The 13,078-nt window shown below is 45.3% G+C and carries 7 protein-coding genes; 6 read left to right on the forward strand and 1 reads right to left on the reverse strand.

What is annotated here, in order from left to right; translation table 11 throughout:
- Positions 1-74: 74 nt before the first annotated feature.
- Positions 75-1,703, reverse strand: a complete 1,629-nt coding sequence (locus QMG91_RS24560) for a methyl-accepting chemotaxis protein (protein ID WP_022599211.1) — start codon at positions 1,701-1,703, stop codon at positions 75-77.
- Between the two features lie 1,284 nt (positions 1,704-2,987).
- Between QMG91_RS24560 and QMG91_RS24565 the strand changes: the two genes are divergently transcribed.
- From QMG91_RS24565 to QMG91_RS24590, 6 genes are all read left to right on the forward strand, one after another.
- Positions 2,988-4,142, forward strand: coding sequence for an efflux RND transporter periplasmic adaptor subunit (locus QMG91_RS24565; RefSeq protein ID WP_004407266.1), 1,155 nt, complete (start codon positions 2,988-2,990; stop codon positions 4,140-4,142).
- Positions 4,143-4,152: 10 nt separating this feature from the next.
- A complete protein-coding gene (locus QMG91_RS24570) occupies positions 4,153-7,305 on the forward strand; it encodes an efflux RND transporter permease subunit (protein ID WP_022561595.1) in 3,153 nt (1,050 codons plus the stop codon).
- Between the two features lie 187 nt (positions 7,306-7,492).
- Positions 7,493-9,307 (forward strand): extracellular solute-binding protein, encoded by a 1,815-nt coding sequence (locus QMG91_RS24575; protein WP_281830650.1) that lies wholly within the window; start codon positions 7,493-7,495, stop codon positions 9,305-9,307.
- 64 nt (positions 9,308-9,371) lie between these two features.
- Positions 9,372-10,460, forward strand: coding sequence for a microcin C ABC transporter permease YejB (locus QMG91_RS24580; protein ID WP_223097566.1), 1,089 nt, complete (start codon positions 9,372-9,374; stop codon positions 10,458-10,460).
- 2 nt (positions 10,461-10,462) lie between these two features.
- Positions 10,463-11,479, forward strand: coding sequence for an ABC transporter permease (locus QMG91_RS24585; protein ID WP_281830653.1), 1,017 nt, complete (start codon positions 10,463-10,465; stop codon positions 11,477-11,479).
- A 2-nt stretch (positions 11,480-11,481) separates the two neighbouring features.
- Positions 11,482-13,074: an ABC transporter ATP-binding protein gene (locus tag QMG91_RS24590; protein WP_281830654.1), complete on the forward strand. Its 1,593-nt coding sequence runs from the start codon at positions 11,482-11,484 to the stop codon at positions 13,072-13,074.
- The last annotated feature ends 4 nt before the right edge of the window (positions 13,075-13,078 follow it).

Genomic DNA, 13,078 nt, shown 5'->3' on the forward strand with positions numbered 1-13,078 from the left:
GCAGAAGAGATGAAGCAAAAGCGAGATCGTGCTCAGACAAAAGACCCGCCATCTGGCGGGTCTGAAAGAAGAGATTATAACTTGAAGAATGAGAGCTGGTGTTTCTGCTGTTCCGCCAGTTCAGAAAGTTCACCACTTGCGGTGGCACTCTGGCTTATCCCCGTTACGTTTTGGTTAACTAACTCAGACATGTTATTGATGTTGCGGTTGATATCTTGAGTAACCTGAGACTGTTGCTCTGCTGCTGTCGCTACTTGCGCATTCATATCATTGATATCAGCAACGGATTCGGTAATGCCAACCACAGAGTCATTCGCCTGATTACTCAACTCTTCATTGCGCTTCAACATTTCCAGGCTGGTCTGCATACTTTGGTTTGCAAGCCCGGACTTCGCCTGAAGTTCTTCGATGATTGCCTGAATCTCTTGAGTGGAATCCTGAGTTCGAGCTGCCAGCATTCTTACTTCGTCCGCAACCACGGCAAACCCGCGACCAGACTCACCTGCACGTGCCGCTTCAATTGCTGCGTTCAGTGCCAACAGGTTAGTTTGCTCTGAAACTCCGCGAATTACCTCAACAACATTGTTAATCTGTTCTGACTGATCCTGAAGTTGCGTCACAACCTGAGCTGCATCATTCAACGCAGATGACATTTGCAAGTTTGCATCACCCGCTTCGCGGAAGACTTCAAGGCTAGCCTTGGCAAGATGATCAGCCTGTTTTGCCGTTGAATCTGCTGCTGTTGCATTGTCAGAAACGTTGTCAGCCGTGCTAGCCAATTCAGTCACTGCAGAAGCAACCTGATCCAGTTCATTCTGTTCTTGTTGCGCGTTGCGCTCTGCCTGAGTCATTACAGCCGCAAGCTCTGTAGATGCTGAAGCAACGTCTTCACTGATTCGAGTCAGAGACTCAACAGTCGTATGAAGCTGTGCAACTGTGGTATTCACGTCTGCACCCAGTTTTGCAATTTCGTTCTCACCGTCTTGTTCAGCGCGCACAGTCAGATGACCTTCTGCCAACTTACGCATCACACTCTGAAGTTTGGTCACAGGTTCCACAATTAGCCCCGATAGCCACCAAGCCAGAGCTAAGGAAATAGCAAATACCACCAGCAAAATGTAAGTCGCATTGGCTTTAACGTCTTCATTGCGTTGCAGGCTGTCGTTCAGGTGCTCCATCGCGTAGTCGTTAACACGCTTTGATAGCGAGTTGATTTCTTCAACCATGTCATTACCCACGGTGCGGTATTGAGAAATAAACGCATCAAACTCCGCATCAGAAAGCGTGCCCTCATCGTGCTTGTCGAGCACAGGAACAGCACGGTGCGAGTAATCGACATAAGCTGAAATAGCGTTCTTTACTTTTTCAACTTCATGTTGGAAAACCGTTGTTTTCTCTAACTGAGCAAGATTAGTGGTGAGGATTTGACTGTTTTCACGCAGATGCTGTTGAAAATCGTCACGACGGCTTGGATCGTAGATGGCGTATACCGCGCTTATACGAAGTGGGTAAATGGTGTCGTCCAGCTTCGCTAACGTATCTTTGTAAAAAACCAGCGAACTGACGTTGTCTGCCATGTCCTTTTGTTCTGCCTCTAGGTTGAATTTCGTTACCCAAAGTGAACCGAAAAGAGAAATCACAAGAATCAATACTGGAATAAGAATCTGGACTCGAATTGATATATTTTTCAAAGAAAATGGCATAGACACCTCATACAGTTTTTCACTGCATCCTTGCTGGTCATTTATAGAAAGGTGAAATATAGAGATTCATCACATTTTTGTCCACAATAAAAATACGTTTTACATAAATTAACTGGTTAATTATTGAGCCATTAATTTGACTTGCAGTCAGTTATTTGGCGATCCATTAATAACTGTATATTTTTATATCGAATAACAGACAATAAAAAATAATTGATAGAATTATTAAAGGTTGTTACAGAAAATTAACAGCCATTAAATACTAATATTTTTTGGGAAATTTTCGAATCACAAGTCGAAATTTCAATATATAAGCGCCATTTAGACATCTATACTTCCACTAAAAATTAAAATTTCCAATGAAATCATAACTATTTGTTATAAATGGATAAATATTTTTTATAAGTAGAAAATCGAAACTGAGTTTTTCGGTGAAAAGCCAATCAGCCATTACGATTAACCTTGGCTTATCTTTTTCAATTTAACATTAATTAAAATGATAATTCTTTTCATTAACTCATGATTATTACAATTTTAAACTAGATGTTAATTTTATAAATAACTGAACTATTTGGATGGAAAGGTTTAAACAAATTCGCCTGTTTATTCTTTAAATATCGTTTTATTCACTTCGTCAACCATTACCATAAAATAAAGTCTGAATGCATCTCACACATATAGATATAAATATACTCTTCATCTCTAGTCATAATTTATTTGTTTGACTGCTTTTCAAACTAGACATCACACAGTGTTAATAGAAAACAGTGGTCACAAACTGTCACTCTTTCTTTACGTTATCTAATTATAATGGCATCAGTACAGCTTTAAAAATCGAGCTCTAGCCAAGTATTTGCTTAAAGTTTACTGAGCTTTAGACATAAATTTTACTATAAGTAAAACGCTCCACCGCCGGTCAGAAACAGTCGATAAGTTCTAAGGCTCTAACAAGTTGTTAATGCTGGAAGGAGCAGAATCACTACGAGATTGTTGAATAGAGCGCACTTGTCTGATGCTTAGCATATTAAGATTGGCGGATGTCGCTAACATGTGGTTTATTGCACCACATCGCGTTCAGATTCAGACAGAGCTTTAACTTAACCATTTGTTTTTTAAAGCATATAAAGCTGGCACCTTGCTTGCTATTTAGCTTTAAAATGTATCACCTACAAATATAGATAGTGTGAACGTTTTTGGGCTTTGAGTGTCTCTGGTTTAAGAACAAAACCAGAACATAAACAAATTCGTATTTAGAGAAGCATTTTGAACACAAAAGGGAATCAAATGTTAGGTAAATCCATTCGTTGGTTGGCACCTGTCGTCATTCTAGGTGGCGCTTATGGCGCATTCAGTGTCATTGCGGCAAACGGTCCCGAGCCAGAAGAAAAGAAAGAAGTCTTAAGCATTCCCACAGTTAAGGCTGAAAACATATTCCCAAGCGATCATCAGGTGGTGATCACCAGTTTTGGTGAAATTTCCCCTGTCGAGAAAACGCGATTGTCAGCACAGGTTTCGGGTGAGGTCATCAGTTGGCACCCTAATTTCGTTGCAGGTGGCATCGTTAAACGTGGTGAAGTCTTATTTCAAATAGAGAGAGACAACTATGAAGCCGCGGTGCTGCAAGCAGAAGCAACCCTGGCCAGCGCAAAGGCCTCTCTGATAGAAGAGCAGGCAAAAGCCAAAGTAGCCGAGAAGCAAGCGAAAAAGCTCAACAACAAGCAAGTGACGGATTTGTACCTGCGTAAGCCGCAGGTTCTGAGTGCGAAAGCGCAAGTTAAATCCGCTCAGGCTGGGTTAAAACGAGCGAGACGTGACCTAGAAAATTGCACCATCTATGCCCCTTATGACGCGCTGGTTGTCTCCCGAAATATTGGTGTCGGTCAGTTCATCTCCGCAGGTTCAGAGGTGGCAGAACTCAACAATATTGAAGCCGCAGAAGTGAGTATCCCTATCGCCGGTTTTGACAGCTCATTCTTGCCTGAACAACCGAAAGGCATCAAAGCATCCATCACAGAAAACGGTATTCGCTCCATCCAGCGAGAAGGCTATATCGCACGTGATTTGGGTTTAGTTGACAGCAGCACACGTATGGTGAACCTGGTCGTACAACTTGATGACCCATATGGCATTCAGTCTGGAGAACCCGCGTTGAAATTTGGTTCTTACGTTCAGGTGAGTTTTGCAGGAAAAGAGCTGAAACACATCTATCGCCTTCCGCAAGAATTAGTTAAGAACCGAACGGTATGGGTTGTCGATGAAAACAATCACCTCGAACCCAGAACGGTTGGTGTATTGCGTGAAGAAGGCGAATTCTTCTTGATTGGTAGCGGCATTGAAGAAACGGATCAGGTTGTACTGACTGTCCCTGAATACCCGCAACAAGGCATGAGTGTAGAAGTCGCTCAGTCGGGAACAGAATCTGCAAAATTGGCTAAGTAAGGACTGATTCATGGATTCGAATACATCAAACCAACCCAAAGAAACCGGGTTGATAGCCTACTTTGCAAATAACTCAGTAGCAGCTAACTTATTGATGGTCTTTATCATCATCATGGGTGTCGTGAGTTATTTCTTCATCCAGAGACAGATGTTTCCTAACGTTGAAGTCAACTACGTTAATATCAGTGCGTCTTACCCCGGAGCTTCGCCTCAGGAAATCGAAGAAAGCATTCTCATCAAGATCGAAGAACAGCTGAAAGATGTCACTGGCATTAAGAAAGCGGTTTCCAGTGCGTCACGCGGAAGTGCTCACCTGTCGTTAGAGATTGACGTCGACCAAGACCTCAAAGACGTGCTCGACAAAGTGAAGCAGAAAGTCGACACCATTTCGACCTTCCCTGCCGCTATGGAACCTGTAAATGTTTATCAGGTTGAATGGCAGCAGGAAGTAATTGAACTTGCGTTGGTGGGCGACATGCCGATCAGCAAACTTAAACCTCTTGCCAAAAAAATCGAAGACGAGTTACTCCAGCTTGGAAACGTATCTTTAGTGGAGCTTAGTGCGCCAAGTGAAGAAATCGCAATAGAGGTTCACCCAGACACGTTAAGGAAATACGACTTAACGCTTAATGACGTAACCGAAGCCATTAAGCGCTATTCGGCAAACTACTCTGCAGGTGAAGTCCGTACGAATACAGGCATGATTTCCGTACGTATTGAAAACCAATATTACCGTGGAGAAGAGTTCCGTAATATTCCGGTTAAGATTGGCGACAACGGTGCGAAAGTCTATCTGCAGGACATAGCAAAAATAAAAGACGGGTTTACAGAAGGTAAGCGCCACTTCAAATACTCTGGGCAAAATGCGGTTTATCTGTCCGTTAACGCCACCAAAAAGCAAAACATTATCCCAGTTGCCGAATCGGTAAAGACATACATAGAGCAGAAAAACAAAACACTACCTGACGGCATGCAGATAAAAACGCTGGTCGACATGACCTACTATCTGAACGCCCGACTGGACATGATGTTGAAAAACCTGCTTCAGGGTGCGGTATTGGTTGCCATCATGCTCAGTGTTTTCCTGAGAGTGAAACTGGCATTCTGGGTAATGGTCGGTCTTCCGGTCTGTTTCCTGGGCGCCATGATGATGATGCCAGTGGTTGGCGTCAGTATTAACATCATTTCTTTGTTTGCCTTCATTATGGTGCTTGGTATCGTCGTTGATGACGCCATCGTCATGGGGGAAAGTGCCTATTCGGAAATCGAAAAACACGGCGGGGGAATCAACAACGTCGTCAGAGGCGTGAAAAAGGTTGCGACACCTGCAACATTTGGCGTACTTACCACCATCGCTGTATTTGCACCATTCATTATGTCGACCGGGCCGGAACGTGCATTCTTCTTTGGCATCGCTTCTGTTGTTATTTTGTGTCTGATATTCAGTTTGATTGAATCCAAGTTGATCCTGCCTGCTCACCTTGCTCACACAAACTTCACACCAATTAAAGAAGGCAGTTGGCGAGACCGCTTTAACAAGCGATTCTTCGGATTTGTTAATGGTCCATACCGTCGATTTGTGGAAACCTGCACACACTGGCGCTGGTCGGTGCTGGCTACCTTTGCAGGTATTCTGGCTATTAGTCTCGCTCTGGTTTTCTCCAATCATGTACGCGTTGTTCCGTCTCCCAAGGTTCCACACGATTTCCCGGGTATCAAAATCGAGATGAATGACAACGTCTCCGATGAACAGACCATTGAAGCTTTGCAAACTATTGAGCAAGTGATCTGGAAAGTGGAAGATGAAACCATCAAAGAGCACGGTCAGGGTATGATCAAAGACCTGCTCTCAATGAGCCGCGGTCGAACTGGTGGACGACTCGTTATTCCACTCGTCGATGAAGAGCTGAGGCCTTTCAATACGTTTGAACTTTCCAGGCTCTGGCGTGAACGTCTGCCTGTTATTCCGGGACTGAAAACCATCACCATCCAAGATGACGTTAATGGCGGCGATGGTGGCGATGAATTTGGTTACCTGCTCTTTGGCTCTGATATCGATGTATTGAATGATGCTGGTCGTGAGTTAATTACTAAACTTCAGCAGCAGACTGGTCTGTACGATATATCTTCGTCCATAGACACGGGCAGCAAAGAAGTTCTGCTTTCCCTTGCCCCTGTCGCCTATGACCTGGGTTTGGATCTCCAGTCCATCGCACTTCAGGTTGGTGGTAGCTTCTACGGTGGAGAAGCGCAGAGAATCATTCGTGACGGTGAAGAAGTCAAAGTCATGGTTCGCTACCCTCAGCTAACACGTGAAGCGTTTTCATCTTTACGATATGCAGTGATCACTACACCTGAAGGCAAGAAAGTCATGTTAGGTGACGTGGTAACCATAGATCAAAAACCGGGTATCAGCAGCATTCGTCGAGAAGGTGGATATCGAACTGTGTATGTCTATGGCTCAATTGACGAAGAAGTTGTCGAGCCTAATGAAGTAGTCGGCACAGTTCGAGAGACACTACTCCCTGATCTTTTAGCAAAATACCCCGGGGTAAAAACGCAGTTAGGCGGCTCAATTGAAGAACAGCAGGCTCAGCAAAATGAACAGATCGCCTTCTTTATCGCCGGTATGATCATCGTATACATACTGCTTGCCGTGCCTTTGAAGAGCTATTCTCAACCTCTGATCATCATGTCAGTCATTCCATTCAGTCTGACTGGCGCGATATGGGGGCACTACTGGTTCGGGCTAGATCTCAGCATGATGTCAACGTTCGGGTTGATCGCTGCTGCCGGTGTGGTTATTAATGACTCACTTGTCATGACGGACTACGTCAACCAAGCAAGAGCAAGAGGCTTGTCTGTGAAAGAAGCGGTGATCGAAGCGGGATGCGCACGATTTAGAGCCATATTGCTCACGTCCATCACCACCTTTGCGGGCGTTTTACCCATCATGTTCGAAACAAGCCTACAGGCCAGATTTGTTATCCCTATGGCGGTTGCACTTGGTTTTGCAGTTCTTTTTGCTACATTGCTGACCCTGGTGCTCGTTCCTTGTCTCTACCTGATTCTGCAAGACATCGGGAACATCCTAAAGTGGATAAAGAACAAAGCCTTATCGCTCTTTCAAAGGCGGAAACCCACTGAAACAACACACGCATAAAACCAAACGCAGCGCTTAGTCGCTGCGTTTTTTATTGCACTTTGTACGAAAAAACAGGTCACATTAGAAGGTATATCCTCTTTTCAAATCAGCACATAGCTGCTAAAAATCTATACAGGACGACGGTTTTTTAATCAAAACAAAGACTTTAAGCGTAGATCGGTGGATCTAGACAGGGAGAATGTGGATGCAAAAGAAAATAGCGGTTGCATTAGGTCTGGCTCTTCATTGGGGAGTGGCTTTTTCATCAGAAGTTATCGAGACCGACAGATTGGTTGGTTTTGGAGAGGCTAAATACCCCGCGGGTTTCCAGCACTTTGATTTCGTTAACCCAGATGCCCTCAAAGGCGGAAAAGTGACTTATGGAGTGATTGGCACCTATGACAACTTCAACCGTTTTGCTTCACGCGGGGACCCGGCAGCTTACACCCGAGAGTTATACGATACCCTGTTTTACAGCTCTACAGATGAACTCAATACCTCCTACGCTCTGATAGCAGAAAAAGCCCGCTACACCAAAGACTATGACTGGATGGAAGTGGACATACGCCCTGACGCGAAGTTTCACGATGGCACGCCGATCACTGCCCACGATGTAGAATTCACGTTCCAAACCTTCATGACTAAAGGTGTCCCTCAGTACCGCACCTACTACAAAGACGTCAAATTTGTTAAAGCACTTAACGATAAAACGGTTCGAATTGAGCTGAACAATGGAAACAAAGAAGTCTTGTTCTCGCTAGGCGGTGGTACGTCTGTTCTGCCCGAGCACTTCTGGAAAGACAAAGATTTCTCAGAGCCTTTATCCACGCCGCCAGTTGGAAGTGGTCCTTACAAAGTAACAGACTACAAGTCTGGGCAGAGTGTTACGTATAGCCGTGTGAAAGACTACTGGGCTCAGTCGCTGCCTGTAAATGTTGGACGCAATAACTTTGATACGGTCGTCTACGACTATTATCGTGACGATACCGTGATGCTTGAAGCCTTCAAAGCAGGCGAATATGATTTTCGTCGGGAAACCATCGCCAAAAACTGGGCAACAGCATACAACGGCATTAACTTCGATAAAGGCTATATCAAGCAAGAAGAAATTACCCATTCCATCCCGCAAGCCATGCAAGGTTTTATTTTCAACGTTCAAAGCCCCGTCTTTCAGGATGCTCGTGTTCGTGAAGCTCTGACTTATGCCATGGACTTTGAGTGGATGAACAAAAACCTGTTCTACAACCAATACTCTCGCACCAGCAGTTACTTTCAGAATACCGAATATCAGGCGAAAGCTTTACCAAATGAAAAAGAGCTGAAAATCCTTTCCACTTTCAAAGGAAAAGTGCCGGATCGTGTATTCACAGAGGTTTATGCTCCACCAGCAACTGATGGCAGTGGACGAATTCGTAGCCAGATGCGCACCGCATTCAAGTTACTGAAAAGCGCGGGCTGGGAACTCAAGAATAAAGTCATGACCAACGTCAAAACGGGTGAACCCATGGCGTTTGAACTTTTGATTTACAGCCCGAGCACCGAGCGCATCGCTATCCCTATTCAGAAGAATATGAAGCAAATGGGGATAGAGATGAAAATTCGAACCATTGATACCACTCAGTATCTGAAACGCTATCGTGACAGAGACTACGACATGGTCTTCGCTTCAATCTCCTCGGGTAACTACCCTAACCCAAATGTTCAATTAGTTTGGCACAGTAGCTATCTGGACAGTACCTACAACCGACCCGGTTTAGTCGATGGCAGCATCGATTCACTGACAGAGCAAATCGCCGCCAGTCAGGACGATCCAGAAAAACTTATCTACCTTGGTCGAGCACTTGATCGCGTATTGCAGTGGAATTTCCTCGCCATTCCTTCATGGCACACAGGCATGTTCCGAATTGCCACCTGGGATAAATTCGCAAGACCGGAAAAAAGTCCAACCTACGATTTAGGTGCAGATACCTGGTGGATAGATACGGAAAAAGCCCAAAAACTGCCTGAAAAGCGTCGTTAATACCAAAAATAATAACAAGTGCCAGCCAACAGGCTGGCGCTCAGACCAAAGTAGTAATGGATCTATGACAGCCTATATTATTCGAAGACTTTTGTTGGTGCTCCCAACTTTGTGGGCAATCATCACCATCAACTTTTTTGTTATTCAAATTGCACCGGGTGGACCTGTAGAACAAGCGCTAGCGCAAATGCAAGGGCTGGAATCAGGGATCATGGAACGCTTTACCGGGGGCGGGCAAGAAGTCGCGCAATCATTGCCTGCCGATGATCAGGGAAGCAACTACCGTGGCTCTCGCGGGCTGGACCCAGAAGTGGTTGAGGAAATCAAAAAGCAGTTTGGTTTTGATAAACCACTCCACGAACGCTATTTCGACATGCTTATTAACTACGCTACCTTCAACTTTGGCGACAGTTTATTTAAAGGTGGCAACGTAATCGACCTTATCGTTGATCGCCTTCCCGTCTCTATATCACTGGGGCTGTGGAGCACAATAATCATCTACTTAATCTCGATTCCACTCGGTATCTTAAAAGCCATCCACCATGGCTCTCGCTTTGATATCTGGAGCAGTGCGGTGGTGATTGTCGGATATGCAATTCCCGGCTTTCTGTTCGCCATTCTTCTGATCATCCTGTTTGCCAGTGGCAACTACTTCAGTTGGTTCCCGCTGCGTGGTTTGGTCTCTTCAAACTTTGATCAGCTAACCTGGTATCAGCAGATTATCGATTACTTCTGGCATCTGGCTTTACCCACTTTAGCTATGGTCATTGGTGGCTTTGCGACCCTTAGTATGCTGACCAAAAACTCGTTTTTGGATGAGATCAATAAACAGTATGTGGTTACGGCACGTGCCAAAGGGTTGGACGAGCAGAGCATTCTTTACAAGCACGTATTTAGAAATGCCATGCTCATCATTATCGCAGGCTTTCCTAGCGCTTTTATCAGCATCTTCTTTACTGGCTCCATGCTTATCGAAGTGATGTTTTCTTTGGAAGGCATTGGTTTACTTGGTTTCGAATCGACCATTCAGCGAGATTATCCGGTGGTGTTTAGCACTTTGTACATCATGACGCTGCTTGGCTTACTGCTCAGTATTATCTCCGATCTTACATACACTTGGGTTGATCCAAGAATTGACTTTGAAGCGAGGTAATCATGAGTCCACTTTATGAAATTCGCTGGCAACGCTTTAAAGCCAACAAACGTGGTCTGGTGTCGCTTTGGCTGTTCAGCTTCCTGTTTATATTGAGCCTGTTTGCAGAACTCATTGCTAACGACAAACCACTATTGGTCAGTTTCGACGGGCAATGGTACTACCCTGTCGCCTTCGAGTACGCAGAAACCAATTTTGGTGGAGAGTTTGAAGCCGAAGCCGATTACACCGACCCATATGTCAAAGATCTCATCGAAGAAAAAGGCTACTTAATCTGGCCTTGGATCCCTTTTCACTACGATACTATCAATTACGACCTCACTCACCCCGCCCCTTCCCCGCCTGACGACGTGAACTTGCTAGGCACGGACGATAAGGGGCGAGATGTACTGTCTCGTATTATTTATGGCTTTCGAATCTCTGTGTTGTTTGGCTTTGCCCTGACCATTGTTTCCAGCGTGATTGGAGTCGTGGTCGGCGCTTCTCAAGGCTACTACGGTGGGCGTCTGGATTTGTTCGGTCAGCGTTTCATTGAGGTGTGGTCAAACATGCCTACGCTGTTTTTGCTGATCATCTTGTCCAGCTTCGTGGAGCCTAATTTTTGGTGGTTACTCGGCATCATGGTGCTTTTTAGCTGGATGGGGTTAGTCGGTGTTGTCCGGGCTGAATTCCTCAGAGGCAGAAACTTCGACTATGTAAAAGCTGCTCACGCTTTGGGCGTCAGCGATCGACGGATCATGCTAAGACATATGCTGCCCAACGCCATGGTGGCGACTTTAACCATGATGCCGTTCATATTGTCTGGTTCCGTAACCACATTAACATCTTTGGATTTTCTTGGGTTCGGGCTGCCAGTCGGCTCCCCTTCACTCGGAGAACTGCTGGCTCAGGGTAAAGCCAACCTGCAAGCTCCCTGGCTTGGCATATCTGCTTTTGTCGTGCTCTCTATCATGTTAAGCCTGCTGGTATTTATTGGTGAAGCGGTACGTGATGCCTTCGACCCCCACCAACAGAGGTAACCATGACTGAAACGATTCTGAAAATTCGTGATTTATCCGTCGGGTTTGGGCGAAGAAATGACGTCGAAGTCGTCACTCATTCCGTAAACTTATCCATTCGTAAAGGCGAAACATTGGCTTTAGTGGGTGAAAGTGGCTCAGGCAAATCGGTTACCGCTAATGCCATACTCAGGTTGCTCCCTAAAGGCAGCGCGCATTACCTTTCCGGCAGCATTCTGTTTGATGATAAAGATCTCCTTACTTGCAGTGAAAGGCACCTAAGAGGAGTACGTGGTGGTCGAATTGGCATGATCTTTCAGGAACCCATGGTGTCGCTAAACCCATTACACAAGGTTGGAAGGCAGCTGGTCGAAACATTGGAAGTCCATCGAGGAATGCGCTCCAATCAAGCCAGAGAGCTTGCATTGCAATGGCTTAACAAAGTGGGGATCCGAAATCCGGACATTAAAATCGACGCCTACCCACATGAACTTTCAGGGGGAGAAAGGCAACGCGTCATGATTGCTCTCGCGCTGATTAACGAACCGGAACTTTTGATTGCAGACGAACCAACGACGGCACTGGATGTTTCCGTTCAGGCGCAAATCCTGGATCTGTTGAAATCACTTCAGGAAGAACTGGGAATGGCTATGCTGTTCATCACTCACGACCTAAGTATCGTCAGACAAATTGCGGATCAAGTTGCGGTCATGCAACACGGAAATCTAGTTGAAACGGGTCGATGTGAAGACATCTTTGCCAACCCTGAACACCCTTATACTCAACTGCTCATTGAGTCCGATCCAAAAGGTCTACCAGTAGAGGTAAATCCAGAATCAGAAGAGCTGATAAAGGCAGAGCAGCTAAAAGTTTGGTTCCCCATCACAGGCGGTATATTCAAACGTGTGGTTTCTCATGTAAAAGCAGTAACCAACGTAAATTTTCAATTATTGAAAGGGCACACCATCGGGTTAGTCGGTGAGAGCGGCTCGGGTAAATCCACAACTGGGATGGCTATCCTACGCTTACTTGATAGTGAGGGTACTATTCTCTTTGATGGCGAAAAAATCAACAGCTATTCACGCCAACAAATGTTGCCGCTAAGAAAGCGCATTCAGGTTGTGTTTCAAGACCCCTTCTCTGCATTGAATCCCAGAATGTCGGTCGCTCAAATTATTGGCGAAGGGCTTAAAGTGCATGAAGATCTGCCTGAAAATGAGCTCGATAGCAGAATTTGCAATGCCATGAGTGAAGTCGGGCTAGCCCCAGAAACTCGCCATCGCTATCCAAATGAGTTTTCAGGTGGGCAAAGACAGCGCATCGCGATTGCACGAGCCATTATCCTTAAACCTGAATTTGTGTTGCTTGATGAACCCACTTCGTCACTTGATCGCACCGTTCAGGCGCAGGTACTGGATCTTCTCAAGTCGCTTCAGGAAAAGTACGGGCTAACCTATTTGTTCATCAGCCACGATTTAAATGTCGTTAAATCGCTTTGTCACTACACTTTAGTGCTCAAACAGGGCGAAGTGATAGAGCAAGGTGATACCGCGAAACTGTTCAACGCGCCGGAGCACGAATACACTCGTCAGTTAGTGAATTTATCGAAACTTTAGGGTT

The organism is Vibrio nigripulchritudo (assembly GCF_027924785.1).
Lineage (GTDB): Bacteria > Pseudomonadota > Gammaproteobacteria > Enterobacterales > Vibrionaceae > Vibrio > Vibrio nigripulchritudo.